Source organism: Pseudomonas sp. YQ_6, from assembly GCF_043103245.1.
GTDB classification, from domain to species: domain Bacteria; phylum Pseudomonadota; class Gammaproteobacteria; order Pseudomonadales; family Pseudomonadaceae; genus Aquipseudomonas; species Aquipseudomonas alloputida.
The window spans coordinates 135836-160495 of record NZ_JBICJR010000005.1 but is presented as its reverse complement, the minus strand read 5'-3'; the positions used below and the strand labels follow the sequence as shown (position 1 = coordinate 160495).

25 protein-coding genes, 1 tRNA gene and 1 pseudogene are annotated in these 24660 nt (G+C 56.3%); 18 read left to right on the top strand and 9 right to left on the bottom strand.

What is annotated here, in order from left to right:
- Positions 1 to 11: 11 nt before the first annotated feature.
- The 12 genes from dapA (at position 12) to ACF8FG_RS01445 (ending at position 10093) form a co-directional block, all read left to right on the top strand.
- Entirely contained in the window at positions 12 to 899 is an 888-nt protein-coding gene (gene dapA, locus ACF8FG_RS01500) for a 4-hydroxy-tetrahydrodipicolinate synthase (protein WP_003254739.1), read from the top strand.
- A 15-nt stretch (positions 900 to 914) separates the two neighbouring features.
- Positions 915 to 2036, top strand: a complete 1122-nt coding sequence (gene bamC, locus ACF8FG_RS01495) for an outer membrane protein assembly factor BamC (RefSeq protein WP_076402664.1) — start codon at positions 915 to 917, stop codon at positions 2034 to 2036.
- A complete protein-coding gene (locus ACF8FG_RS01490; protein WP_015271459.1) occupies positions 2037 to 2795 on the top strand; it encodes an MBL fold metallo-hydrolase in 759 nt (252 codons plus the stop codon).
- 30 nt (positions 2796 to 2825) lie between these two features.
- Positions 2826 to 3536: a phosphoribosylaminoimidazolesuccinocarboxamide synthase gene (gene purC / locus ACF8FG_RS01485; RefSeq protein ID WP_003254733.1), complete on the top strand. Its 711-nt coding sequence runs from the start codon at positions 2826 to 2828 to the stop codon at positions 3534 to 3536.
- A gap of 90 nt (positions 3537 to 3626) precedes the next feature.
- Positions 3627 to 3716 (top strand) — tRNA-Ser (locus ACF8FG_RS01480).
- Positions 3717 to 3954: 238 nt separating this feature from the next.
- On the top strand, positions 3955 to 4623 hold the full coding sequence (locus tag ACF8FG_RS01475; RefSeq protein WP_125922056.1) for a hypothetical protein: 669 nt from the start codon (positions 3955 to 3957) through the stop codon (positions 4621 to 4623).
- A gap of 12 nt (positions 4624 to 4635) precedes the next feature.
- Positions 4636 to 5079, top strand: coding sequence for a DUF488 family protein (locus tag ACF8FG_RS01470; protein ID WP_125922055.1), 444 nt, complete (start codon positions 4636 to 4638; stop codon positions 5077 to 5079).
- Complete coding sequence (locus ACF8FG_RS01465; protein ID WP_392518594.1) at positions 5076 to 5660, top strand: DUF4326 domain-containing protein; 585 nt, start codon at positions 5076 to 5078, stop codon at positions 5658 to 5660. The genes ACF8FG_RS01470 and ACF8FG_RS01465 overlap by 4 nt, the downstream gene beginning before the upstream one ends.
- A 695-nt stretch (positions 5661 to 6355) precedes the next feature.
- Positions 6356 to 7366 carry an inovirus-type Gp2 protein gene (locus ACF8FG_RS01460; protein WP_125922053.1) on the top strand — a complete coding sequence of 337 codons (1011 nt, stop codon included), beginning with the start codon at positions 6356 to 6358 and terminating at the stop codon, positions 7364 to 7366.
- 180 nt (positions 7367 to 7546) lie between these two features.
- On the top strand, positions 7547 to 8182 hold the full coding sequence (locus tag ACF8FG_RS01455; RefSeq protein WP_125922052.1) for a hypothetical protein: 636 nt from the start codon (positions 7547 to 7549) through the stop codon (positions 8180 to 8182).
- On the top strand, positions 8148 to 9278 hold the full coding sequence (locus tag ACF8FG_RS01450; protein ID WP_219859658.1) for an XRE family transcriptional regulator: 1131 nt from the start codon (positions 8148 to 8150) through the stop codon (positions 9276 to 9278). The genes ACF8FG_RS01455 and ACF8FG_RS01450 overlap by 35 nt, the downstream gene beginning before the upstream one ends.
- 197 nt (positions 9279 to 9475) lie before the next feature.
- Positions 9476 to 10093, top strand: a complete 618-nt coding sequence (locus ACF8FG_RS01445; RefSeq protein ID WP_392518593.1) for a recombinase family protein — start codon at positions 9476 to 9478, stop codon at positions 10091 to 10093.
- A 119-nt stretch (positions 10094 to 10212) separates the two neighbouring features.
- Here the strand turns inward: ACF8FG_RS01445 and ACF8FG_RS01440 are convergent, their stop codons facing one another.
- The 6 genes and pseudogenes from ACF8FG_RS01440 to ACF8FG_RS01415 form a co-directional block, all read right to left on the bottom strand.
- Positions 10213 to 10980, bottom strand: a complete 768-nt coding sequence (locus tag ACF8FG_RS01440) for a tyrosine-type recombinase/integrase (protein ID WP_392518592.1) — start codon at positions 10978 to 10980, stop codon at positions 10213 to 10215.
- 161 nt (positions 10981 to 11141) lie between these two features.
- Complete coding sequence (locus ACF8FG_RS01435; RefSeq protein ID WP_392518591.1) at positions 11142 to 11705, bottom strand: DUF6538 domain-containing protein; 564 nt, start codon at positions 11703 to 11705, stop codon at positions 11142 to 11144.
- Positions 11706 to 12458: 753 nt separating this feature from the next.
- Positions 12459 to 12749 (bottom strand): annotated as a pseudogene (locus tag ACF8FG_RS01430) (RHS repeat-associated core domain-containing protein); the annotation flags it as partial.
- A 208-nt stretch (positions 12750 to 12957) separates the two neighbouring features.
- On the bottom strand, positions 12958 to 13101 hold the full coding sequence (locus tag ACF8FG_RS01425) for a hypothetical protein (protein ID WP_392518590.1): 144 nt from the start codon (positions 13099 to 13101) through the stop codon (positions 12958 to 12960).
- A 208-nt stretch (positions 13102 to 13309) separates the two neighbouring features.
- Positions 13310 to 13582 (bottom strand): DUF3077 domain-containing protein, encoded by a 273-nt coding sequence (locus tag ACF8FG_RS01420; RefSeq protein ID WP_318082214.1) that lies wholly within the window; start codon positions 13580 to 13582, stop codon positions 13310 to 13312.
- A gap of 136 nt (positions 13583 to 13718) precedes the next feature.
- A complete protein-coding gene (locus tag ACF8FG_RS01415; RefSeq protein WP_003254728.1) occupies positions 13719 to 13982 on the bottom strand; it encodes a hypothetical protein in 264 nt (87 codons plus the stop codon).
- A gap of 642 nt (positions 13983 to 14624) precedes the next feature.
- On the opposite strand from ACF8FG_RS01415, the gene ACF8FG_RS01410 reads away from it, so the two are divergent.
- From ACF8FG_RS01410 to ACF8FG_RS01400, 3 genes are read left to right on the top strand one after another with little or no spacing between them, the layout of a single operon-like run.
- A complete protein-coding gene (locus tag ACF8FG_RS01410) occupies positions 14625 to 15485 on the top strand; it encodes an SH3 domain-containing protein (RefSeq protein ID WP_003254727.1) in 861 nt (286 codons plus the stop codon).
- A gap of 8 nt (positions 15486 to 15493) precedes the next feature.
- Positions 15494 to 17395, top strand: coding sequence for a hypothetical protein (locus tag ACF8FG_RS01405; protein WP_014590010.1), 1902 nt, complete (start codon positions 15494 to 15496; stop codon positions 17393 to 17395).
- A 10-nt stretch (positions 17396 to 17405) separates the two neighbouring features.
- Positions 17406 to 18614, top strand: a complete 1209-nt coding sequence (locus ACF8FG_RS01400; protein ID WP_014590011.1) for a hypothetical protein — start codon at positions 17406 to 17408, stop codon at positions 18612 to 18614.
- Between the two features lie 99 nt (positions 18615 to 18713).
- On the opposite strand, the gene ACF8FG_RS01395 is transcribed toward ACF8FG_RS01400, so the two are convergent.
- Entirely contained in the window at positions 18714 to 19331 is a 618-nt protein-coding gene (locus tag ACF8FG_RS01395; RefSeq protein ID WP_019438320.1) for a LysE family transporter, read from the bottom strand.
- Positions 19332 to 19521: 190 nt separating this feature from the next.
- On the opposite strand from ACF8FG_RS01395, the gene ACF8FG_RS01390 reads away from it, so the two are divergent.
- Both ACF8FG_RS01390 and mqo read left to right on the top strand, forming a co-directional pair.
- The gene (locus ACF8FG_RS01390; protein WP_003254720.1) at positions 19522 to 19713 is read left to right on the top strand and encodes a YhfL family protein; all 192 of its coding nucleotides are present in this window, start codon (positions 19522 to 19524) and stop codon (positions 19711 to 19713) included.
- A 328-nt stretch (positions 19714 to 20041) separates the two neighbouring features.
- A complete protein-coding gene (gene mqo, locus ACF8FG_RS01385; protein ID WP_014590013.1) occupies positions 20042 to 21679 on the top strand; it encodes a malate dehydrogenase (quinone) in 1638 nt (545 codons plus the stop codon).
- A 131-nt stretch (positions 21680 to 21810) separates the two neighbouring features.
- Here mqo and ACF8FG_RS01380 read toward each other — a convergent pair whose 3' ends face one another.
- Entirely contained in the window at positions 21811 to 22146 is a 336-nt protein-coding gene (locus ACF8FG_RS01380; RefSeq protein WP_041166859.1) for a helix-turn-helix transcriptional regulator, read from the bottom strand.
- Positions 22147 to 22195: 49 nt separating this feature from the next.
- On the opposite strand from ACF8FG_RS01380, the gene xenA reads away from it, so the two are divergent.
- Positions 22196 to 23287 carry a xenobiotic reductase XenA gene (gene xenA, locus ACF8FG_RS01375; protein ID WP_010952388.1) on the top strand — a complete coding sequence of 364 codons (1092 nt, stop codon included), beginning with the start codon at positions 22196 to 22198 and terminating at the stop codon, positions 23285 to 23287.
- A 123-nt stretch (positions 23288 to 23410) separates the two neighbouring features.
- Here xenA and ACF8FG_RS01370 read toward each other — a convergent pair whose 3' ends face one another.
- Complete coding sequence (locus tag ACF8FG_RS01370; RefSeq protein WP_014590015.1) at positions 23411 to 24658, bottom strand: FAD-binding oxidoreductase; 1248 nt, start codon at positions 24656 to 24658, stop codon at positions 23411 to 23413.
- Between the last annotated feature and the right edge of the window lie 2 nt (positions 24659 to 24660).

Sequence of the window (24660 nt, the reverse complement as noted above, 5' to 3'; positions counted from 1 at the left end):
GGAGCAGTTACATGATTGCGGGCAGTATGGTGGCATTGGTCACACCCATGGATGCACAAGGGCGTGTTGACTGGGGCAGCCTCGACAAACTTGTAGACTTCCACCTGGAAAACGGCACCCATGCGATCGTCGCTGTCGGCACCACCGGTGAGTCGGCCACGCTGGATGTCGAAGAACACATCCTGGTCATCAAGCACGTGGTCGAGCGCGTCAAACGCAGCGCCAAACCGATTCCGGTCATCGCCGGCACCGGTGCCAACTCCACCGCCGAAGCCGTGCACCTGACCCAGAACGCCAAGAATGCTGGCGCCGACGCCTGCCTGCTGGTTGTGCCGTACTACAACAAGCCGACGCAAGAAGGCCTGTACCAGCACTTCAAGCACATTGCCGAAGCCGTCGACATCCCGCAGATCCTGTACAACGTTCCCGGCCGTACCTCCTGCGACATGCAGGCCGAGACCGTGATCCGACTGTCGACCGTGCCGAACATCATCGGCATCAAGGAAGCCACGGGCGACCTGGCCCGCGCCAAGGCCATTCTCGATGGCGTCAGCAAGGACTTCATCGTCATGTCCGGCGACGACCCGACTGCCGTCGAGCTGATCCTGATGGGCGGCAAGGGCAACATCTCCGTCACCGCCAACGTCGCTCCGCGCGAAATGGCGGACCTGTGCGAGGCCGCCCTTGAGGGCAATGCCGAGAAGGCCCGCGCAATCAACGAAAAACTCATGCCGCTGCACAAAGACCTGTTCTGCGAGTCCAACCCGATCCCGGTGAAATGGGCGCTCGTCGAAATGGGCCTGATGCAAAAAGGTATTCGCCTGCCCCTGACCTGGCTGAGCGAAGGCTGCCACGAAAAAGTCCGTACTGCCTTGCGCCAGTCCGGCGTACTGGTTTAAGAGGAAGTACACCGCATGAAGCGACTGGCTGGTCTTTCCGCCCTTGCCCTGATTATCTCCAGCACCAGCGGGTGTGGCTGGCTGTGGGGCGAGGATGGCTATTTCCGCGACCGCGGCAGTGACTACCTGCAGGCGCACCCGACCGCGCCGATGCAGCTGCCGCCGGACGCCAGCAACGTCAAGCGCCTTGACCCGCTGCTGCCGATTCCGCGTAACGTCGCTGACGATACCGTCAAGGGTGAGTTCGAAGTGCCTCGCCCGCAACCGCTGACCGGCGGTGCCGCCCAGGTCACCGACTACAGCCTGCAGCGCAGCGGCAGCAGCCGTTGGGTGCTGGCCCAGCATTCGCCAGCCGAGGTGTGGCCGGTAGCCCGGCAATTCTTCGAGGACAACGGCTTCCGCATTGCTGAAGAGCGCCCGCAGACTGGTGAGTTCAATACCACCTGGCAGCGTTTCGATGAACTGTCGGCATCGCTTGGCCAGCGTCTGGCCAGCACTGCCAGCAGCGGTGACAGCGAAGTGCGTGTACGTGTGCGCATGGAGCCTGGCGTGCAGCGCAACACCTCCGAAGTGTATGTGGTCAGCGTCGAGCGCCCGGCGGGCAGCACTGCCGAGCCTGCGTTCCCGTCCACCTCCAGCAATACCGGCACCGATGCCCTGCTGGTCGACGAAATGCTTGCCAGCATGAACCGCAGTGCCGAGAAGGGCGGTTCGGTGTCGCTGCTGGCCGCGCGCGATTTCGACGCACCAAGCCGCGTCAGCCTGAGCGAAGACGGCAGCGGCAACCCGGTGCTGTACCTGGGCTCCGACCTGGACCGCGCCTGGTCTGGCGTGGGCCGTGCCCTGGAGCAGGGTGGCGAATGGCGTGTTGAGGACATCAACCGCAGCCTGGGCCTGTACTACATCAACCTGTCTGAAAAACCTGACGACAAGCAGAACCAGCCTGGCTTCTTCAGCCGCCTGTTCGGCAGCGAGCCGACCAAGGAAGAGCGTGAAGCCCGTGCCGAGCGTTACCAGGTTCGCCTGAGCAAGGTGGGTGAGAGCGTGCAGGTCACGGTCGAGAAAAACATCAACACCGTGGCTCCGGCCGATGTCGCCCGCCGCGTGCTGAGCGCCATTCAGGACCACCTGGGCTAAGTGCGCTTCGCGGTACTCGGAAGCGGCAGCCAAGGGAACGGCACGCTGATCGCCAGTGGTGACACGTTCATCCTGGTCGATTGCGGTTTTTCCCTGCGTGAAACCGAGCGGCGCCTGGCGTTGCTCGGGGTTTCTGCAGCTCAGCTCAGTGCAGTGCTGGTCACCCACGAACATGCCGACCACGTGCATGGGGTCGGCTTGCTGTCGCGGCGCTACAATGTACCGGTCTACCTCAGCCAAGGGACCTTGCGCGGCATGCGCAAGCCGGTAGAGGTGGCCGGTTTTCTCGCGTGTGGCCAAAGCCTGCGCATCGGCAGCCTGGAAGTGACCGCGGCGCGGGTCGAGCACGACGCTTACGAGCCATTGCAGTACGTGGTCAGCGATGGTCAGCGGCGTTTTGGCATGCTCACTGACCTGGGCTCGTACGACGCGCTGCTGTTGGAGCGTTACCAAGGCCTGGATGCATTGCTGATCGAGGCCAACCACTGCCGCGACCTGCTGGCACGCGGTCACTATCCGGCCTTCTTGAAGCAGCGGGTGGGTGGCATGCAAGGGCATTTGAACAATCACCAGGCTGCGCGCCTGGTGCACGAGTTGGGCTGGAGCAACCTGCAACACCTGGTGCTGGCCCACCTCAGCAGCAAGAACAACCTGCCACACTTGGCCCGCCAGTGTTTTGTCGACACCCTTGGGTGCGACCCGGACTGGCTCCAGGTGGCGAATCAGGAACACGGGCTCGACTGGCGCGAAATCGCCTAGCCCAACACCTCAAGCAAGCGGAGCCCAATCATGGAAAAACGCGAAGAACTTTACCGCGGCAAGGCCAAATCGGTTTACAAGACCGACGACGCCGACCGCTTGATCCTGCTGTTCCGTAACGACACTTCGGCGTTCGACGGCAAGCGTATCGAACAACTCGACCGCAAAGGCATGGTGAACAACAAGTTCAACGCCTTCATCATGCAGAAACTGGAAGAAGCCGGCGTGCCGACCCAGTTCGACAAGCTGCTGGGCGACAACGAGTGCCTGGTGAAGAAGCTGGACATGATCCCGGTCGAGTGCGTGGTGCGCAACTACGCTGCCGGCAGCCTGGTCAAGCGCCTGGGCGTGGAGGAGGGCATCAAGCTGGAGCCGTCCACCTTCGAGCTGTTCCTGAAGAACGACGAGAAGGGCGACCCCTTCATCAACGAATCCCACGTTGTTGCGTTCGGCTGGGGCACCGCCGAGCAACTGGTGGAAATGAAGAAGCTGTCGTTGAAGGTCAACGAAGTGCTGAGCAAGCTGTTCGATGACGCCGGCCTGCTGCTGGTCGACTTCAAGCTGGAGTTCGGCGTATTCCACGGCCAGATCGTGCTGGGCGACGAGTTCAGCCCGGACGGCTGCCGCCTGTGGGACAAGGAAACCCGCAAGAAGATGGACAAGGACCGCTTCCGCCAGGGCCTGGGCGACGTGATCGAAGCCTACGAAGAAGTTGCCAAGCGCCTGGGCGTGCCGCTGTAAGCGGCACGTTCACGCAAGCGCCTGATACCACGCGGTTTTTTTTAAAAAAGGTTTGCGTTTTAAAAGAACGCTGGTATGATGCGCGGCATTGGAGAGATGCCGGAGTGGTCGAACGGGACGGATTCGAAATCCGTTGTACTGGCAACAGTACCTAGGGTTCAAATCCCTATCTCTCCGCCATACATCGAGAAGCCCCGCAGATTAAGGTCTGCGGGGCTTTTTCGTTTCTGCGTTGTACTACTCTGTTGTACTACTTGGTCCACGCTGGGTAGGTGTTCTTGGTGGCCCACCATTGCTGATATTTGGCGCAACGTGTTCCGTCGTGGCGGCGGGCACCACGGGGATTTGGTTGGGTAGTGTGATGGCATTCTAAGATCATGTAGACTGAGATTGAATAGCCACCACCAAGGACGGACTCATGCCCTATACCAAATTGTTGCTGTGTCTTGCGTGTTCGCAAAAGCCTGGTGGTTTTTGCGTTGCGGGTAAGGAAATCATTCCCGGTCAAGGCGTTGGATCTTGGGTGCGGCCAGTGAGCACTGGGCCGAAATCGGCGATCACCCTGGAGCAGCGCAAGTATCCAGACGGCTTCTATGCAGTCAAGCTTGACCTGATTCGTATAGAGTTTGACGGAAAGGATAATTCTTGCTTCCAGGCAGAGAACCACTTTGTTGGGGCCACGCGGTGGAGGCTCGAAAAGAAATACGCTGCGGATGTGTTGGATCGTATTGTTGACGCCCCCGATGGGTTATGGTTGAAAGGGTGTGAGCCTACTAAGCATGGACTTAATGATCGAGTACATGGGGGGCGACTGATTCATCCGACCCCATCCCTCTATCTGATCAGTGTCGAAAATCTCACGACGACTGTTGAGACTGACTCGGATTCTGGGAGGAAGAAATTTCGTGGTGAGTTTGTATACAATGGCGTTTCGTATCGTCTGTGGATCAAGGATGTGCAGTGGCATAAGAAATATGCTAATTTTGAAGATGGTGAGTATAAGGATGCCGTCAAATATCTAACCATTAGCCTTGGTCTGCTTCATACTGATGGTTATGCATACAAACTCATAGCGGCAGTTTTCTGACTGGAGTGTTCAATGAAGGTTTTAACAATTGGATTCACAGAAAAGAAAGCTGAGCGTTTTTTCTCGCTGTTAAAACTATCTGGTAGTAAAAAACTGATAGATGTTAGATTGAATAACGTCTCGCAGTTGTCAGGGTTTGCGAAGAAAGATGATCTGAAGTACTTTCTAAACGAGCTTTGTGGTATTGAGTATGTTTATGAGCCTGACTTGGCTCCCACCAAAAATATACTAAAACCCTATCAGCAGAAAGAGATTGGCTGGGATGAATATGCTGATAGGTTTATGGAGCTTATGTCAAAGCGACGCATTGAAAAAGCACTGTCTCCATCTGCATTGGATGGGGCTTGCCTACTATGTAGTGAGCACCTTCCTCATCATTGTCATCGACGGTTAGTTATTGAATACTTAAAAGATCAGTGGCCAGAAATTGATCTTCAAGTACAGCATTTGACATGACTAATAAAGTGTTTGTTATGTATCCGGCTGAGTTTCTTTCATTTGTTAAATTTGAAAGAAAGTTTGGTCGAATCCTGCAGTCTAAGAAATTTGTGGTTCATTGTGCAGAAGATCCCAATGGGTTCGTTGAAAGATTTTGCACAGAAAAGTCTATCGAGTTTCAGGGGTTCGAAACTTGGCAAGAGGCAATTCGTGATTGTACTCATGCCGTCCTGTTTGAAGATAGGGATGACTACTTTCTTGTTAAGCAAGCTATTTGGGATATGGGTATTCCGTACCGGGCTATCGAACTCGAGTTGACTAGAGTGGTCAATAGGGATCGTGGTGATGCGTATGATACCTACATTGGTAGAGGAACAATTTGGGGTAATCCGTACCAAATTGGCGCTGATGGTGATAGGGATGAGGTTATTCGAAAATTTAAGTATGATTTTGATAACGGACTCTTAAAGGTCTCTGCAGATTTTGAAAAACATGTCATGGCGATCAAGGGGCATCGGTTGGCATGCCATTGTAAGCCCGCAGCATGTCATGGTGATATTATCGCTGCCTATCTCAATTCGTTGGATGATGGGAAATAGAATCGGATATTTTGGTTCAGTGATGAGCTGAGTTGTAACGTGATTCACTTAGGTTTATCGTCTGGTCTATACCCATCAGCTGAGCATGGTTTCTGGTATCGTGCCCATGGACCTATCCTTGGTTCAGGATCGTCGCTCTTGCGCGCAGATCTCGCGTTTGAAAGTCTGGGGATGACGTTGACAGGATGCGCCAGCGTGCCTGATTTGCGTTGTGAGAAGCGATCTGCTATGGGCCTATGCACCCCTATACCCTTGGCCTGAACGCCGCTTAAATCGGGCTTTGGTGGCTTTTGGGTTGTGTTCGGCGGTCGATGCCTAAGGGGTAACGATTTGGTCCGATGTGCAAAAAAAATGATTGAATGTTTAGTCCCATCAGATTTTTTGCTAGTCTTTAAGTTCAAGTCCCTTCCTCTCGTACCGTTTTCCGTATCAATTTTTTCAGTAAAGCCCGATGCCTGGTTGGTTCGTGACAGGTATGTGCCTTGCTATATGGTTATATCAAATATCCAGTCTATGGCATCGTAATGCTGGTCTGGGAGTTGTGTCGTTGTCTTCCTGATACTCAGTGAGTGATACGCTTCCCCGGTGCTGTTGAAAGAAAATAGGTTGTGCTAATTCTGATGGTGCAGTATTGGCTGTGATTGGGGGGATGGCTTTCCAGTAATCAGAAATTTTATATAGGTACAAAAATTAGAATGACAATAACCTCGGCTGGCTTGTTTAGAGGCTTGCCGATCCGTGCGTCCGTAAAGCGCAATAAGAAAAGTTACGTTGAAATCCTTGCTAGAATCCATGATCAGCTGTTTTCGCTGATGACCCACCACTCTAGAATTACTGTGATTCGTGTAGATCTCCGGTTTCCTGATGGTCCTCGATTAGGTCATAAAAAAGAAGGTCAGCTATTAAGTGCATATATTGAGGCTGTCAAGATCAGACTAGGATCGTTGAGTGTTTGTCGAGTAGGGAAAGTTATTCATGGTGCAGCCAGGGAAATCGGTCCTAAGAAAGGCAAGCCACATTGTCATGTGTTTTTTGGGTTTAATAGTAGAAAGCGTGATCTCGGTGAAATCAACGGTGCCGGCCATACAGGCTTGTGGCAGTTCATTGACCAAACATGGATTAAATTGGCAGGTGGTACGACTCACATCGTCCCTAAAGTCCATAGGTTCGATTGGTTTGATGTTGATAAGCTGGGAGAATGCTTCAAGCATTTATCCTATCTTGCCAAGGTCGAATCGAAAAACTACGGTACAGGTGAGTCTTACAAGCGATTTACAGCATCGCGTCTAAAGCGTAAAGCTGATATGGTTGCAAGTTGTAGTTGTCGAAATTTGCGTGGTGATTCTAGTCGGTGTCGTGATTGCTTTTTTCAAGCTAATCATCGTTCATTGGCGACGGCTGGGGTTGAGCTTGATATTATTAAAGATAGCGTCGATGGGTTAGAAGAACTCGATGCGCTTTGCAGTGGGCTGGGGTCTGAAGCTCAAGAGTTTGACGAATTCATTAAGTCGATTGAAATGGATGAGACAAATCCAATAGAGGAACTTGATGCGCTTTGCAGTGGGCTGGAGTCTGAAGCTCAAGAGTTTGACGAATTCATTAAGTCGATTGAAGTGGATGAGATAAATCCAATAGAGGAACTTGATGCGCTTTGCAGTGGGCCTGGCCAAGGGATCTTGTCTGTGGAGGTTTATCCGCGACATTGAGTTCGCGAGCCAGAAGCTCTGATCGGATGCGATGGTGAAAACGCCAAGATTAGGCGTAAATGGCGCCAAATTCGAACGGATAGCGAAATCTCGTGGCTAGGAGCGCGCTTGCTTGACAAATTTTTGGTTTGGCACAATTATGGTTTACAAATCACATGAAGGGAACAGTCAGGCGGATCCATGAACAAACCATCCGAAATCTCTTCGAGCTTGACCTCTAGCCGTCTTAGCATCATCGCCAAGCGAATACTCGATGTCCTAGATGATGCCCTTCGCACCGCCAGCACTGATCTCGACTGTTCCTACAGCCGTGGCACGCTGTCTTGGGCCAGAATTAAAAACGCGCTAGTCCAGCTTGCACGCTCGAATGAGCACCCATGGTTGACGATCAAGCATTCCGGAAATGACCTGCTGCTGGGCATTGGCAGCGAAACCGTGCGTTTTTTCCTTGACGATCACGAAAATCCCAAGAAAATGCGCGTGCTGAATCCTACGAACTCCGAAGCAAGGCAATTGCAGTTGTTCGAAGAAGATGCCCATTCCGAATACCTGTGGCGGTTTATCATCGAGCGGGCATTGACGGAGGAAGATGATCATCAAATCTATTTCGTCGGGTATGAAGCTCATGCTGAATATGATGGCACTTTAGTGGCGGAATGGCGTTACAACGCAGAACGCGTTAGGACCCTCGTGGCTGTGGATGATGAAATTCCTGCCGCAGCGGAACTTGAACCAATTGAACTATCTCCGATAGACGAAGATACGGCCGAAGGTAAAGATGATGAAGCCGTTGATAGAAATGGACGGGGTGTTTAAGGGTAGTCAGCTACGCCTGGCCCGCCATTACTGGGGAAAAACCCTAAACGACATCGCTGAAGATATAGGTACGACGCGCCAATATGTGTCACAGCTAGAGAATGGGAAAGGAAAGCTAAAGCTCGACGACCCAACTACCAGAGACCTGGCGCGGTCGCTCCATGTAGCCCCGACGTTTTTCTTTAAGCCCGTCGGGGTTTCTCTATCTGAAGAACAAGCTCACTTCCGTAAGCTGGCAACAACAAAGGCCAGCATGAAACAGAAGGTTTTAGCACGAGGTACCGTATTTGATCAGCTTGTAGAGTTCATCGATACCAAGGTACGTTTGCCAGCTGTGGACTTCCCAGACGAATCAGGAGCTGAAACGACTGAAGAAATTGAACAGGCGGCTGAGCGGTTACGTTCATATTGGGGATTGGGTTTTGGACCAATCTCTCATATGGTTAGAGTTGTAGAGCGTGCCGGTGCGGTTGTGACGCTTTTTCAAGACACTTCAACAGAGGTTGATGCGCTTTCAATCACCTCTCGTAGACCTGTCATTGTAAGGAATGAAGCAAAGCAGAGCCCGTTTCGGTTACGATTCGACATTGCTCACGAACTTGGTCATTTAGTACTACATGAAGGACAAGTCACCGGTGATCGCAAAACAGAGTCCGAAGCCAACCGTTTTGCATCAGCATTTCTGATACCAAGATCAACATTCTTGAAGGCTTTTCCTCGACGAGGAAGTAGACTGGATTGGGTTGGTATTAGCAAAATGAAAATGGACTTCCAGGTAAGCAAGGCAGCGATAATTTACCGTGCAAAAGCGCTGGGTCTCATAGATGACTATCAGTACCGGGGTGCCGTGATTTATTTGAAGAATCAGGGTGAAGGAATAACTGAGAAGGAAGACCCGTTTTGTGTCCGTGAACAACCTGAAATGATCAAAACAGCTCTGAAGGTGTTATACGAACATCACGGCATCACACATGAAGCCCTAGCGGAACAACTCGGTATCACACCAGAGTTTCTGGCAGAGGTTCTACCGACTGGCTTGGACATACAGAAGCCTACCAATTTGACACCTCGCTCAGGGCTCAAATTGGTCAAGTAAAAAAGCCCCGCATTGCGGGGCTTTTGTTTTACGGTTGTAAGAAATACGTAACCAGCACCATTTAAGAACTATCAGAGAAGTCTAGTTCTTTAGTAGTCCGACGCCATCTTGTTTCGATCTATCAAAAGACTATTGCGGATAGCTATGTGATCGAATTATCATAGGTCTATCAAAATTAACTACAAAGGATAATAAAATTGAAAACACATCTGTACCTCCGAGCCAGTACCAAAGACCAAGACGCATTGAGGGCAAAAGCTAGCCTGGATGCATTCGTTATCGAGAAGGGTCTTGTTGTTGCTGGCGTTTATTCAGAAAACGTTAGTGGGACAAGGTTAGATCGCCCTGAGCTGATGCGGTTGTTGAATGAGGCTCAGCCCGGTGAATGCATTGTATGTGAAAGCGTTGACCGCCTAAGCCGTTTGTCCCAGTCGGATTGGGAAACGCTGAAAGCCAAGATCAAAGCAAAGGGTCTGCGATTGGTGATTGCTGATTTACCTACAAGCCACATGTTGATCGAAGACAAGGGGATGACTGGTCAGATAATGGAAGTAATCAACAGCATGCTGTTGGACCTCATGGCGACGATGGCTCGTCTCGACCAAGAAAAACGTGTTGAGCGCATTAAGCAAGGCTTGGAGAACAAACGCCTTGCTGACCCAAGCTGGACGCCAAAGGGAAAGGGCAAAAATGTCGAAAAGTGGACGAAAGTACAGATGCTGATGGCTAGGCACCCAACAATGCCTGCGGAAGACATTGCCAAACTCGCTGAGGTAGGTGTTGCAACGGTCTACCGCATCAAGCGTGAAGCCTAACCCCCCCTAGGGCCGGGGGGACGGGGAATTCAGTTGGTTCCATATATCACTGGTAGCGGCTAGTGGGTACATGTACCCGGTTCCCTTGTTGGGGGAGCGTGTAGCAACCGCTTGGCTGATCAAGCTAGTGAGTTCGTAGTGCTGGTGTTGGCTGGTGCTTTCAGTCGTGGCAATTTGGAAATTGCTTTGAGCTTTTGCAGTGGGCTTGCCCCTTGGCTGTACACGTCAAACGTTACGGTGCCTGTTTCGTGTCCAACAATTTCTGCGATCAATGTGCCAGGTACATTGGCCCTTAGCAGTTGTGTGACCACGGTCCCACGGATGCTGTGGAATACGTGCTGTTTGCCAAATCCATGGGCGGTCTTGAGACGACCGAATGCCTTTGAAAGCGGGTCGGACCTGTTCCCATACTTATTACGACTTTTAGAATGCACCAAGAAGCCATCAACCGAATCCTTCAGAAGCCGTTTCACGACCGTCTTGAGCGCAGGATGGATGGGGACAAAACGAATACCTGCCAACGTTTTGCTGTCAGCAATATCAAAGCATTGAACGTCTTCGATGTTGATAACATTTTCTTTGGTCAATTTGCATAGTTCTTCTATGCGTGCACCTGTATACACCCCTAGTAGGATCAGGTCTGCTAACACTTGCTGCCCGCCTTTCGTGGCAGCGTCGTGCAACATTGCCAGGTTTTCAAGGCTGAAATCTTTCCGTTTACCATCGGCCTTGGCCTTGCCCCGCACCTTGGGCAAATCATGGTTTTCGAATGGGTTCACCCGATCTTTGTAATCAGCCCGCCAGCGTTCGTCGTAACGATTCGCCCATTTCCAAAACACGCTTCCCGCCAATAGATATTGGGTCAGTGTTTTGCTTGCCAATTCCATAGAACTCAACCAAGACGCTACTGTATCGGTGTCCAGGGGGGCTTGATTGCTTGTCAGGTAATCTGACAGCTTTTGCAGCTTCGATTCTTGCTGATCAATCGTTTTCTGAGCGATGTTTTGGCCGAGCCTGTACGCCCGGAATGAAATCAGCCTAGCTTTTGTCAGCGGAGATTTTTTCGATGACTGGCTGGTGATTCGATCAGAGATATCAGTTCCTGCTGTTGATCCAAGGTCAGGCTGTGCTTTGTACTGAATGCACGCTCAAGCATGACTTTAAATCCTGCGCGCAATGCATCTTGTAGGCTCAAATCGCCCACAATGTCGTTGTCCGCCTGCATATCCTCCAATCCTTCAAGCCGAGCGACAAGGCCAGGATTGGCTTGTTTGAATAATTGGACATCTGCATCGGTGACTGCAATAGGGGGCAGAGCCTCGCCAATGGCTGCACGTTTCTGCCTTTGGGTTAGCGCCTCGATTTCGTTCGTCGCAGCAACGATAGCTTCCTGCCACCCTTCAGGGGCTTCCTTCGCCTTGCGCGCATGTTGGATTTGGTTTCGCCAAAGGGCCAGATGCGCATGACTGGCATGCACAGCCTCAGTACGTGACGCAGTCTTCAGAGACTGAACGAAGACCTTTTTTCCAATAGCCTTTTGAACATCAACAGGTACAGCTAGGCGTACATACCAAGTCGATTCGTCCCGCTTTCTGAAGATGAAATCCGCCATAGTGCCGCCAAGATCAAAACCTGAACTGTACTACTCATTTGTACTACTTTTCAGCTGTTTGTCCAGGTTTTATGGGGTTTACTGGGTTGGGTATGGATTGGTTGAGGGTCCCTATCTCTCCGCCATACGCGAAGTAGTCGAAGCCCCCGGAAACGTTGATGTTTTCGGGGGCTTCGTCGTTTCAGGGGTTTAAGTTAGGGCAGATTTGCGATCTTTCTTTACATTCAAACCTTCGGTTCAGAGAGCTGGTAGAGCTGGAACCAAACCTGAGTCTTCAAGTGGCACTCAGTCGTGCTCAAATCGTACACGTCGGATTTTAAGTCCGGACGCCTTCCACCCCTCGAGTTTTTTCAGGTGGCTTTTGACGTAGGCCAAGGTGTCAAAAGGCGTTAGATAATGACCGCTTTCGTTATTTAGCTGAATAACCCCGTCCTTTATTGTAAGCATGCCAGCAGAAATCGTTGTGGGATGCGAAATTTTAGATTTTGCAGCAATGGCCACTATGCTTGAGTGCGACGGGTCAGTACCTGAGGCATCATCGTAGCTGCCGATAATGAATTTATTATCCTTCGTCATTACCCATTTATGCTTCTGCTCCGGGCGGATGTCATTTTTGAAAAAATTCACATGCGTAGGCATATTAATCTGTGCCTTGTTATCGTCCATATAGCCTTTCATTAGCTCGACCTCACTGCTGAGTTTTCCTTGTTTAACATCTGTCAGTGGACGAGGTTTTTTGGGGCTGCCCCAGCTATAGCCGCTAGGGTCAGTTCTGTTCACCGGGTCACAAGCGCAATAGGCGTATGCATTTAAGCCGCCACGATGAAATGGGCTGAGCGGGTCTGGATTTAGAAAGCGCATCAGGACGGGGCTGTAGGCTCGCTTGCCATTGCCGAGTAGATAACAATTGATCCTTGTCAGTATATGTTCGCTATTAAATGCAAGCTGCGTTGAAATTCCAGGCACCAGTGTGTGGTATCCGTAGGGGCTGTAGGTACGATGCAGTAAAAACGACGCTTCCGTGCTGCTTCGAGTGTTGCTCATAACGGATGGCCCCTTTCGATTTTCTCACTGATGGTTGCTGAGGCTATTATGTGTTATCTCTAGTGACTTGCTGAACTGGCAGAAATACCAGGGTTTAGCTGCTTCGGGGTGGGGCCGCTATGCCCCCCAAGGCCAGCATCAACTGCTGCATCGTGGAGCCGCCTGTTTTATCCATTCCCAATTGACGGCTGCACCTTGCGCAAGATATTCATGCCTTGGCTTTCGCCTCTTCACCCAAAGCAAACACTAAGGTTTGAGCGTCATTAGCCTTCGTTGTATCTGCCAGAATAGCCCCGATGGCCTCGGAGCTGTCGAGAAAGCGGCAAGCCTCGAAGCGCTTGGTATTGCTCAAGTCCAGTTCAAGGATGGGCATATCCTCGGGGGTGCATGTGTCGCTCTTAGTTGTTTGCCTCGTAACGCATCAAGAATTTCCTTGGGTCGGTTAGGGGCTCCGATTCGATCCGATTTATCGCTACGGTTGAGCATCAGGTAGCCAGTCAAGCCCGTTCGTACGAAGTATTTCCGATATTCGGCGCAACAAACGGGCTATTGGGTTGACCTTAATTTTTCATCATCCCCAACTCAGCATCATCCAGCAGCGCCTTGGCCATCGCGCTCAGGTAATGCGAGGCCCAGATCAGTTTCTGGTCGCCGTCCATCAGGCCGGTGATGATCAGGTCGCGCACGTAACCCATCAGTTCGGAGGCCTGTTCGCGGGCGTCCTGGCAGGGGATGCCGGGTTCGATGCGGAACAGCGGGTGGGTGTTGTTTTCGCCTTGGTAGAAGCAGGTCTTGCCGACTGTGGTGGGTTCTTTTGTGTTGTCGGTGGGCATTGTTTTGTTTCCCTGGATTCTGGGTTGCCTGGGCTGGCCTCTTCGCGGGCATGCCCGCTCCCACAGGTGCTGTGCAGTGCGTGACGGCTGTGGTGACCCTGTGGGAGCGGGCGTGCCCGCGAAGAGGCCTGACCTGCTAATGCAAGGTGTGAGGCTCTGTGGGTAAATGCGGCCGCATCTGCAACTGCATCAACGCCGACTCGACCAGCCCCTGTACCGCTTCCATTTCATGGATTACGGCCTGCATCACGATCGAGCTGTGGGCGGTAGGTTTGAGTTGCACGGATTGGCGGGCCACGGACAGGGCGCAGAGTACGTACTCTGAGGACTGGACCAGGGTGTCTTGCAGGATCTGGGTGGAATGGGGGGAGTAGGGTGGATCGGGGACTGTCTTGCGCATGTAAGCTCCTTGGGTGGTGGAGCCGCCTGGCAACGCTGTCAAACGAATGGAGGCAGCTATACATGGGTTGACAGACCGGTATACCCAAGGACCCGGCGCACACGAATGTGCCCCATGCACAGCTGCCATTAAGCGCTGCAACGGAAACTTGAGTAGTCGGCCTGTCAAAGCCGGTCGCTGATTTCACAACGACGAGCCGAGACTAGAGCGCGACCGAATCCGTCGCAACCGTTTGAGCGGGTTGGCAGTATGTTTGGGAAACGCCCTACAAGGAAGGGGATAATTCTGAGTGGAAGTTGTAGGACGGATTTCTACTAATCAATCAGACAGGCTTCCTGCAACATTTTGTCTTGAACTGACAATGGCACCTTGGGCTACAATGCGGCGCTCTGATACGCCACTCACGCCCAGGCCACACGCCGTAATGATTACGCGCGCTGGGCGATGAACTCTTCCTGACATGGATTCGTTGGATGCTTTGCGCCGTACTGGTCTCCCCCTGCGCCCCTCGCTGGACGGCTGAATTGTCGTCTGCGGCCAGTGCTGCACACTTTCTGAAAACCCCGCACAACTTTGAATGCTGCCGCCAACCATTGGCTGCGGTACGCGGCTGTGCGCCCCACCGAAAATGGAGTGCTCCACTTGCGTAAGAAATTCGTCGCGTCCCTTCTGGCGGTCGCCATCGCCTCTACCACGGCCTGTGCACAGCTCGGGATCAGCAAAGAGCAAGCGGGCACCGTGATCGGTGGCCTGGCCGGTGTGGCCATCGGCTCGACCATGGGCAGTGGCAACGGCAAGATCGCCGCCGCGCTGATCGCAGGTGGCATTGGCGCCTACGTGGGCAACCGCATCGGCCACATGCTCGATGAAAAGGACCAGCAAGCCCTGGCGCTGCGTACGCAGGAAGTGCTGAGCCAGCAGCAAACCACTGCCAGTGCCCAGCCAGTGACCTGGAAGTCCGACCACTCCGGCGCCACCGCGCAGATCGTGCCGGGCAAGGAATACACCAAGACCAAGCAGGTCGAGGTCAAGCGCGCGCCGAAGATCCAGGCGGTGCCGTCGATGAAGCTGATCAACGAGCCGTATGTGACCATCAGCGACAACCTCAACGTGCGCGCCGCGCCTAACCAGGCTGGCGAGAAGGTCGGCAGCCTGAAGAACCACACCGAATTCACCGCCGTGGGCTCCACCGGTGACTGGATTCTGGTCGGCCGCAAGGGTGTGACCGTGGGCTATGTGCACAAGAACTACGTAGAGCCCAAGGCACAAGCGGTCGCCAAGCGTGTAACGCCAGCCGTCAACCTGGACGAGCTGGACGTTGCCGCCAGCAAGGAAACCCAAGGCTTCGACCTGGACTCGGTGCAGTCGCTGCCGACCCAGACAGTTGCCGCCGAAGCGGCCTGCCGCCCGGTCACCGTCAGCCTGAAATCGCAAAGCGGCCAGACCGAACAAGAGCAGAACACCTTCTGCAAACAAGCCAACGGCACCTGGGAACTGATCTGAGGAACTCCATGAAAAAGCACGCGCTCGCGCTGGCTGTGATCGGCGCTTGTGGTCTGGTACCGCAGGCGTTCGCTCACGAGCTGGCCTTTTCCAAGAAAGACAACATCAAGGTTGAAGTGCCCGGGGATGCCTCCACCTGGTGCAAACCCCAGGTCGACCTGACCATTACCCGCCCGGCCTGGGATAACCAGGAACTGCTGTCAGGCCTGCTGACCAAGCTGCCGTTCGTGTTCGCCAAGGACTGCTCGACCGCCAAGGTGAGCTGGAAGGCGGTCGATGCCAAGGGCAACCTGTACGCCAGCGGCTCGGGCAATGCCAGCAACCTGGGGCTGGTGACCCTGGCTGCTGCGCCCGCCACTGCCGCCCCGGCGCCGGCGGCAGCAGCAGCTGCACCTGCTCCGGCACCTGCGCAGCCAGAAGCACCGGCTGCTGCTGCACCGACACCGGCACCTGCTCCGGCCCCAGCCCCAGCTCCTGCTGCTGCAGCGGCCCCGGCAGTAGTCGAAGCCGCACCTGCGCAGGCAAAACCCGCTCCGGCCCCCGCGCCCGCGCCAGCCGTAGCTGCAGAGCCAGCCCCAACCCCCGAAGCCCCGGCAGCAGCCCCTGTTGTGCCGCCCGCTCCGGCACCTGCCACAGCAGTCGCCGCAGCCCCCACTTCGGACTTTGGTCGCTCGGTGGTCCTGGAAAACCGCAACCTGATGCAGGTAACGGACGGCACCGGCTGCAAATGGGTGCTCAGTACCTCGATCATCGGCGATGGCGACACCCTGTCGTTCGGCACCACCCCGGCCATGCCGTGCCCGGCGTCCGGCTTTGGTGAAGGCAGCTTCGACAAAATCAGCTGGAAGGCTGTGGGTACCTACCGGGGTGATAACTGGACCCGCGTTTATGCTCACCCGAGTGGTTTGATCTTCAACAAGCACCTTGAGCCTGCGGTAAAGGACAAGGCCGTTTCTTATCTCACGCCGCAAGCTGACCAGGCCGCGTTCCTGGTCGGTGAGATCCCAGGCCGGCAGATGAAGGTGTACCTGACGTTCACCCGCTCCAGCTACGGCGTGCTCCGCCCGTTCGGCAGCGACCCTTACTACGTCGCGGTCACCCCGGACGAGTCGTTTGCCCTGGACGCGGTCAAGTACAAGGAAGCTGCGCTGGAAATCTTCGACCTGATCAAGACCACCTCGCCGACCACCACCGATGTGGCCAACCTGTTCATCGTCAAAGACCTGTCGGCGATCTCGAACAACATCTGGGGCAACGACGCGCAGAAGATTACCCGCAACCGCATCGGCATCAACCGCCAAGGCCTGTTTTTCGATGTGCGCGACGGAGCCAACTGGGCGGTACAGCGTGAGCAGCAGCGTGTGCGTGAGCAGCGTCAGCGCCAACAGGAACTGGCCCGCGTGCACACCCGTGTGCTGGAGCGTTACCAGCAGTTGCAGGACGGCATGAGCGACTTCAAGGGGCGTGAAACCGAGGCGTTGGCGCAGATGGCGGGTATCAAGGTGCGCTTCGCTTCGCCACTGGAGCAGCAAAACCCTGCGACCTCGGCCAGCGTGGTGCCAATGATGGTGCACGTCACCGGCAAGAAAGGTGACTTCTACAGCATCGACTTCCCGAGCAACGGCCGCCTGGTTGCGGACGAGGAATACAGCGAAGGCTGGTACGTGACCCAGGTGGCCAACGCCACGCCGTACTACCCGCTGGACGACGGCCGCGCCGTGCCTACCTACCGTGCCTACAGCGCCGGTGAACCCGAGGCCTGCAAGCAGGACCACTGTGCCGACCGCGTGTCGTTCGGCGCCGTGCTGGCCAAGGAATTCCCCAACGCCGGTATCGATTTCAGCTGGACCCCCGAGGTCTCCCAACAGTACGTGAACGACTGGAACAACGCTTCCGCCATGGTCCAGTGAGGCAAACACCATGATCAAACAGATGAACAAGAAGCAGCTGCTGATTGGCGGTGTGGCCACAGCGGTGCTGGTGCTCGGTGGTGGCTATGCGATGGTCTCCAGCTCGGGCAAGAAGGCTGCGCTGGCCTACTACGACGACTTCAAGGAGCGCTATTTCCTTGAGGATGTGCTGTCTGAGGGGGACATTTCCTACTCGGCGTTTTCCGGCAACCTGACGGTAGCCGACCCGGAGATCCGCGTGGCGGCGGCGCAGACCAATGGCGCCCAGCAGTTCATGCGCGGCCTGTCGGGCTTGATGGAGTCCGTACAGGGTGGTTCGGCTGAGGAAGGCCTGGCGGGCTGGGCCAAGTACCAGCTCAATGTCAGCCGCAATGTGGCCGGGGTGTACCTGAAGGCTGATGCGCTGAAGCTGGCCCATGACGGAGACAGCAAGGATGGCAGCATTCATATCCAGTTGCTGGGCATGCAGATGGGCAACCCTTACGTTGCCAGCAAGGGTGCCGAAGTCGTGCTGGTGGCTGATGTCAGCGACGAGGTCCAGCCACGTGCCGAGCTGGCCGCCAATGGTCGGGCCGCCCCGTCGAACTTCACCTGGGGCGCCAACATGGCGGTGCGCCAGCCAGTGACTGGCGCGTTTCTGGTCAGCAGCACCGGTGACTTTGGTACCACGGTCGACCTGGACTTCACCATCAAGCGCTCCAGCGATGGCGAAGGCTCGATGACGTTCGTGGTCACCCACCGCAACGACGGCTCCAAGGTGGGAGAGATCGTGCGCAAGGCCGACTTCCAGACGCTGCCGGAGCTGGACGATGTCGAAACCCAGCTCAAAAGTGCCCTGAGCGCGATGCTGATCGGGGCATACAGCCCGTACTCCGGCCAGGCAGTGTTGGCTGAAGCGGTGAGCGGCTTTGCCCGCAAGGCCAAGGTCGAGAACTACTCGGTGAGCTACAGCGGCTTCAAATCGCTGAAAGAGGCTTTCAGCGAATACCAGCAGCAAGTCCCCAAGGCAAAGTTCGCAGCCTTCTGCCAGGAGGTTGGGCTGTCGTCGTGGAGCAGTGACTTTGGCGCCAAGGCCAAGAACCACAGCGACTCGGAATGCGCCATCGGGCAGAAGCTGGTCGAAGACGGCATGTTCGAAGAGCAGTACACCTTCAAGGAAGGCAAGAGCCTGTTTGCGGCGTTGTTCGTGAGCAAGGCGTATCAGCTGGAAACCAATTGACTGGGTAATGGCTGAGTGAACAAGCCCTCGGGAACCAGGAGTTGCCGGGGCTTTTTTAGGGTTGCTGTCAGGCGTACCCGGACCCTGTCGGGCGTGGGATCAGCGCATCGCCGCCAGTTTGATGCCGAATCCCACCAGGCAAGCCCCCGCCAGCCGCTCGAACATATTGGCAATCCGCGGGCTGGCGCGCATGCGCTCGGCCAGTTGATGGGTCAGCACCACGGCAATCAGCCCATACAGGAAGGTCACCACCGCCACTGTCGCCGCCATGAAACCGAACGTCACCAGCCCTTGGTGCTTCACCGGGTCGACGAACAGCGGGAAAAACGCCATGTAGAACATGATCGCCTTGGGGTTGAGCAGGGTGATCATCATGGTCTGGCGCAGGTACTGGCCGTTGTCCATGCGGCAGGTGTGTGCTGCACCACCGGGTTTGCTCAGCAGCATGCGCAGGCCCAAATAGGCCAGGTATGCAGCCCCCGCCCACTGCACCACATGAAAGGCGGCAGGGTAGGTGGCCAGCAGGGTGGCGACACCGGCTACCGCCAGCCACAGCAGCACCTGGTCACCCACGATCACGCCACAGGTCGCGGCCAGGCCTGCCTTGATACCGCCCTTGCCGGTGGCGGTGATCAGGGCGAAATTGCCCGGGCCGGGGATGGCTAGAAGAATAAGGAAGGCGATGACGAATGCGCCGTAGTCGGTGACGCCAAGCATGGTGAGTTCCTGTTGGGCATTGCGAAGGCAGTGCGCTGAACTATCGTCGCCAAAGGCGCGCTTTTCAACCTGTTGTTGCACAGTTGCAAAGAACCTGTGCCAAGTGCGGCTTGGATCCAATGCCTGGAGTCTGTATGATTCCGCGGCCATCAGACGATGGTCGAAGATGATTCATTTAAAGGACTGAGTAATGAAAAAGCTGTTCAAGGCCACCGTTGCCGTTGCCGTCGTTTCGGGTGTTGCCCTGCTGTCGGGTTGCACTGGCCAGGTTTACAACCAACCGAAAAACTGCACCTACGACTACCTGTTCCACCCTTCGGTTTCCATCTCCAAGATCATCGGTGGCTGCGGCCCGATCGATAAACTGCCTCAGCAGCAGTAATCTTGGCGGTACCCTGATCGCGACGCTTGCGGCGTGATCCAAGGCCCCCGGTCATGCACATGGCCGGGGGTTTTTTGTTTTTGACGTGACAAACTGCCGCTGGGGCAACCGGTCGCCTTGACGCTCCGGCCTGCAATTTGTTTGTGCTGGCATTTCAGATACAATCGGAAAAACGATTCAGCCTTGTCGGTCAATTCGACCAAAGGCCGAGCCGTTTTCTGGTTCTCTGGCTGCTGAACAATGATCAACAAAAAGCCTGCGCTGAAGAACACGCTTTACCGGGGCCAGCCACAGGCCCTCACTCTGTTCTCCTGACTGGAATTGATCAATGTTCAAGAAAGCTGGCAAGACCTTGCTGGGTCTGGCGGTCGCTGCAAGCGTCATGCAAGCGCACGCTACAGAAACCAAGAAAGTAGACGTGCTGCTGGTCGGCGGCGGCATCATGAGCTCCACCCTGGCCGTGTGGCTGCACGAGCTGGAGCCAAGCTGGTCGATGGAAATGGTCGAGCGCCTGGATGGCGTGGCCGAAGAAAGCTCCAACGGCTGGAACAACGCCGGTACCGGCCACTCCGCGCTGGCCGAGCTGAACTACACCCCGGAAGACAAGGACGGCAACGTCAACATCTCCAAGGCCATCGAAATCAACGAAGCCTTCCAGATTTCCCGCCAGTTCTGGTCGTGGCAAGTACGCCAGGGCGTATTGAAGAACCCGCACTCGTTCATCAACACCACCCCGCACATGAGCTTCGTGTGGGGCGATGACAACATCAAGTTCCTCAAGAAGCGCTACGACGCACTGCAGGCCAGCCCGCTGTTCCGCCCGATGCAGTACTCCGAGGACCACGCGCAGATTGCCAAGTGGGTCCCGCTGATGATGGAGGGCCGCGACCCGAACCAGAAGCTGGCCGTGACCTGGACGCCGATCGGCACCGACGTCAACTTTGGTGAGATCACCCGCCAGTTCGTTGGCCACCTGCAGACCCAGAAAGGTTTCGAGCTGAAGCTGTCCAGCGAAGTGCAGGACATCAGCCGCAACAAGGACGGCTCCTGGCACGTCGAATACAAGAACCTGAAGGACGGTACCGAGTCGGCCACCGACGCCAAGTTCCTGTTCATCGGTGCCGGCGGCGGCGCGCTGAAGCTGCTGCAGAAGTCGGGTATTCCGGAAGCCAAGGAATACGCAGGTTTCCCGGTGGGCGGTTCGTTCCTCGTGACCGAGAACCCGACCGTGGCCATGCAGCACATGGCCAAGGCCTACGGCATTGCCTCGACCGGTGCGCCACCCATGTCGGTCCCGCACCTGGACACCCGTGTGCTGGATGGCAAGCGCGTGATCCTGTTTGGCCCGTTCGCCACCTTCTCGACCAAGTTCCTGAAGAACGGCTCGTACCTGGACCTGCTGAGCAGCACCACCACCCACAACGTGTGGCCGATGACCAAGGTCGGTATCGAGCAGTACCCACTGGTCGAGTACCTCGCTGGTCAGCTGATGCTGTCTGACGATGATCGCTTCGAAGCCCTGCGCACCTACTTCCCGAACGCCAAGAAAGAAGAATGGCGCCTGTGGCAGGCCGGTCAGCGTGTGCAGATCATCAAGCGTGATGCCGAGAAGGGCGGTGTGCTGAAGCTGGGCACTGAAGTGGTGGCGTCCGAAGACCGCACCATCGCTGGCCTGCTGGGTGCCTCGCCGGGTGCTTCGACTGCTGCGCCGATCATGCTGCACGTGCTGGAAACAGTGTTCAAGGAGAAGGTCGCTACCCCAGAGTGGCAGGCCAAGATCAAGGAAATCGTGCCGAGCTACGGCACCAAGCTGAACGACTCGGCAGCGGCCACCCAGAAAGAGTGGAACTACACCGCTGAAGTGCTGCAACTGGGTAAACCGCCGGTGATCGACGCCAGCGTTGAATTCGGTGGCGCGGCAAGCAAGCCGGTCGAGAGCAAGCCTGAGAACGACATGGCGCTGTAAACGGCCATTGTTGTGAAAGAAAGCCACGGGGGAGACCTCGTGGCTTTTTTGTTGCCAAACACAGCGCAACCCTCAGGTTTATCGCCATCCCTGTAGGAGCGGGTTCACCCGCGAAGAGGCCTGCCCAGGTATCACTGCTGGCGCAGGATGCACTCCAGCAACCCCGGGAACCGTTTATCCAGCATCTCGCTACGCAGCGAATTCATATGGGTCGTCCCCACATTGCGGGTTTGCACCAGCCCTGCATCACGCAACACACGGAAGTGGTGAGACATGCTCGACTTCGGCCTGCCTCCGTCCAGCTCGCCACAGCTGGCCTCGGCTACACCGGCCAGGTGGCGGACGATTTCCAGGCGCACGGGGTCGCTGAGCGCATAGAGCAGGCGTTCAAGGATGAGGTCTTCGGGGTTGGGATGTTTATAGGCTCGCATGATTGACATGATAACGGGGGTTCCATTAATTGCCATAGTTCGATTATGATCGAACAACAGTATTCAACTGAACCCGGAGTTTCCCATGTCCGCACTGTTCGAACCCTACACCCTCAAAGACGTCACCCTGCGTAACCGTATCGCCATTCCGCCGATGTGCCAGTACATGGCCGAAGACGGCATGATCAACGACTGGCACCACGTACACTTGGCCGGCCTGGCCCGTGGTGGTGCCGGCTTGCTGGTGGTCGAAGCCACTGCTGTGGCCCCGGAAGGGCGTATCACCCCCGGTTGCGCCGGGATCTGGAGCGATGCCCACGCTCAGGCGTTCGTTCCGGTGGTGCAGGCCATCAAGGCTGCCGGTTCGGTGCCGGGTATCCAGATCGCCCACGCCGGGCGCAAGGCCAGCGCCAACCGCCCGTGGGAGGGTGACGACCACATTGCCGCCGACGACGCGCGCGGCTGGGAGACCATTGCCCCGTCTGCCATTGCCTTTGGCGCGCACCTGCCGAAAGTGCCACGGGAAATGACGCTGGACGATATCGCCCGGGTCAAGCAGGACTTCGTCGATGCCGCCCGCCGTGCGCGTGATGCCGGCTTCGAGTGGATAGAACTGCACTTTGCCCATGGCTACCTGGGCCAGAGCTTCTTCTCCGAGCATTCCAACAAGCGCACCGATGCCTACGGTGGCAGCTTCGACAACCGCAGCCGCTTCCTGCTGGAAACACTGGCTGCCGTGCGCGAAGTGTGGCCGGAGAACCTGCCGCTGACCGCGCGCTTTGGTGTGTTGGAATACGATGGCCGCGATGAGCAGACCCTGGAAGAGTCGATCGAACTGGCCCGCCGTTTCAAGGCCGGTGGGCTCGACCTGCTGAGCGTGAGTGTCGGCTTCACCATTCCCGACACCAACATTCCCTGGGGCCCAGCGTTCATGGGGCCGATTGCCGAGCGCGTGCGCCGCGAAGCGAAGCTGCCCGTGACGTCGGCGTGGGGCTTTGGTACGCCGCAGTTGGCGGAGGCCGCATTGCAGGCCAACCAGCTGGATCTGGTTTCGGTAGGGCGCGCGCACCTGGCCGACCCGCACTGGGCTTACTTTGCGGCCAAGGAGCTGGGGGTGGAAAAAGCGTCCTGGACCTTGCCGGCGCCTTATGCGCACTGGCTCGAGCGTTACCGCTGAGGCTTGGAGGGGCTGCTTTGCAGCCCATTCGCGGGCAAGCCCGCTCGCACAGAGACACCACAGATTTCAGATGCTGCTCCCTCTCTGTGGGAGCGGGCTTGCCCGCGAATGGGCCGGTAGAGGCTAAAACCGATCCAGTCGGTATGCACCCATCTCAGGCCCACCAGCCTGCTCAGCCAACCGCCCCACCCATTCCGCCGTCACCGCCGCCTGGGTCAACCCCAGGTGCTGATGCCCAAACGCCAACAGCACCCGCCCATCACACACCCTGTCGATCACTGGCAATGAGTCTGGCAACGAAGGCCTGAAACCCATCCACGGCGTTGCCCCTTCGGCGCTCAAGTCGTGCCGGAACAACCCCTTGCTCAACCGGTGCAACTGCCAAGCCCGCTGCATGCTCGGAGGTGCCCGCAGCCCGGCGAACTCCACTGTGCCAGCCAGGCGCAAGCCTTCGGCCATGGGCGTCATGATGAATTTTCGCTCAAGCGAGGTGACTGCAAACGGCAGGCGCTGGTGCTCACCCGGCAACATCAGGTGATAGCCGCGTTCGGTATCCAGCGGCACCCGCTTGCCTGTCAGCGCGGCGGTCAGTTTCGCAGAATGGGCGCCACAGCTGACAAGCACCTGGCGGGCTTTGAGCGTGCCCCGGTCGCTGGCAAGGCTCACGCCGGCACTGTGCAACTGCCCGCCATCGACCTGCGCCTGGACAAAGCGCACCCCGCAGGCCTTGGCCGCTTCGAACAATTCGCACACCACCCGATAAGGGTCGATGAAGTGCCCCGTGCGCGGGAAGAACAGGCCGCCCAACAGTGACGGGCTGAGTTGCGGCGCCGCTTCGCGCACGGTTTCGGCGGACCAGAAGTCCACCGGCACCGCCTGCTGTTGCATGCGTGTGCGCAACGCCTCCAGCGCCTGGCGTGACTCCGGCTTCTCGAACACCAGCAACGAACCATCCTCTTGAAACAATTCATTGCGCCCGATCGAGCCCAACAGCCGTTGCCAGGCGCCCAGGCTGCCTTCGTTCAACGTGCGGATGCCCGCCACGCTGCGCTGGAAGGGCGCCGGGCGCAGGTTGAGCAGCAGCCGGGTGAACCACGGCATGGCCTTGGGCAGGTATTTCCAGTCCAGGCGCAGCGGGCCCATCGGGTCAAGCAGCATGCGAGGCAGGCGCTTGAGGATCGCCAGGTCGGCAATCGGGAACACTTGCTCGGTTGCCAGGTGCCCGGCATTGCCGAAGGACGCGCCCAGGCCGGGCGCCTGGCGGTCGACCAGCGTTACCCGATGGCCCTGGCGGGCCAATTGCAGGGCACAGGCGACGCCGACAATGCCGGCGCCCACCACGGCGATATCGGTTTCAGCGGTTTCGACCATGC

Excerpts from the sequence above, each read along its gene's own strand:
- mqo (WP_014590013.1), top strand. The coding sequence starts at position 20,042 with ATGTTCAAGAAAGCTGGCAAGACCTTGCTGGGTCTGGCGGTCGCTGCA.
- ACF8FG_RS01380 (WP_041166859.1), bottom strand. The coding sequence starts at position 22,146 with ATGGCAATTAATGGAACCCCCGTTATCATGTCAATCATGCGAGCCTAT.
- ACF8FG_RS01395 (WP_019438320.1), bottom strand. The coding sequence starts at position 19,331 with ATGCTTGGCGTCACCGACTACGGCGCATTCGTCATCGCCTTCCTTATT.
- ACF8FG_RS01460 (WP_125922053.1), top strand. The coding sequence starts at position 6,356 with ATGACAATAACCTCGGCTGGCTTGTTTAGAGGCTTGCCGATCCGTGCG.
- ACF8FG_RS01475 (WP_125922056.1), top strand. The coding sequence starts at position 3,955 with ATGCCCTATACCAAATTGTTGCTGTGTCTTGCGTGTTCGCAAAAGCCT.
- ACF8FG_RS01440 (WP_392518592.1), bottom strand. The coding sequence starts at position 10,980 with ATGGAATTGGCAAGCAAAACACTGACCCAATATCTATTGGCGGGAAGC.
- ACF8FG_RS01450 (WP_219859658.1), top strand. The coding sequence starts at position 8,148 with ATGAAGCCGTTGATAGAAATGGACGGGGTGTTTAAGGGTAGTCAGCTA.
- dapA (WP_003254739.1), top strand. The coding sequence starts at position 12 with ATGATTGCGGGCAGTATGGTGGCATTGGTCACACCCATGGATGCACAA.
- purC (WP_003254733.1), top strand. The coding sequence starts at position 2,826 with ATGGAAAAACGCGAAGAACTTTACCGCGGCAAGGCCAAATCGGTTTAC.
- ACF8FG_RS01435 (WP_392518591.1), bottom strand. The coding sequence starts at position 11,705 with ATGGCGGATTTCATCTTCAGAAAGCGGGACGAATCGACTTGGTATGTA.
- ACF8FG_RS01465 (WP_392518594.1), top strand. The coding sequence starts at position 5,076 with ATGACTAATAAAGTGTTTGTTATGTATCCGGCTGAGTTTCTTTCATTT.
- xenA (WP_010952388.1), top strand. The coding sequence starts at position 22,196 with ATGTCCGCACTGTTCGAACCCTACACCCTCAAAGACGTCACCCTGCGT.
- ACF8FG_RS01420 (WP_318082214.1), bottom strand. The coding sequence starts at position 13,582 with ATGCCCACCGACAACACAAAAGAACCCACCACAGTCGGCAAGACCTGC.
- ACF8FG_RS01370 (WP_014590015.1), bottom strand. The coding sequence starts at position 24,658 with ATGGTCGAAACCGCTGAAACCGATATCGCCGTGGTGGGCGCCGGCATT.
- ACF8FG_RS01470 (WP_125922055.1), top strand. The coding sequence starts at position 4,636 with ATGAAGGTTTTAACAATTGGATTCACAGAAAAGAAAGCTGAGCGTTTT.
- ACF8FG_RS01405 (WP_014590010.1), top strand. The coding sequence starts at position 15,494 with ATGAAAAAGCACGCGCTCGCGCTGGCTGTGATCGGCGCTTGTGGTCTG.
- bamC (WP_076402664.1), top strand. The coding sequence starts at position 915 with ATGAAGCGACTGGCTGGTCTTTCCGCCCTTGCCCTGATTATCTCCAGC.
- ACF8FG_RS01390 (WP_003254720.1), top strand. The coding sequence starts at position 19,522 with ATGAAAAAGCTGTTCAAGGCCACCGTTGCCGTTGCCGTCGTTTCGGGT.
- ACF8FG_RS01455 (WP_125922052.1), top strand. The coding sequence starts at position 7,547 with ATGAACAAACCATCCGAAATCTCTTCGAGCTTGACCTCTAGCCGTCTT.
- ACF8FG_RS01415 (WP_003254728.1), bottom strand. The coding sequence starts at position 13,982 with ATGCGCAAGACAGTCCCCGATCCACCCTACTCCCCCCATTCCACCCAG.
- ACF8FG_RS01400 (WP_014590011.1), top strand. The coding sequence starts at position 17,406 with ATGATCAAACAGATGAACAAGAAGCAGCTGCTGATTGGCGGTGTGGCC.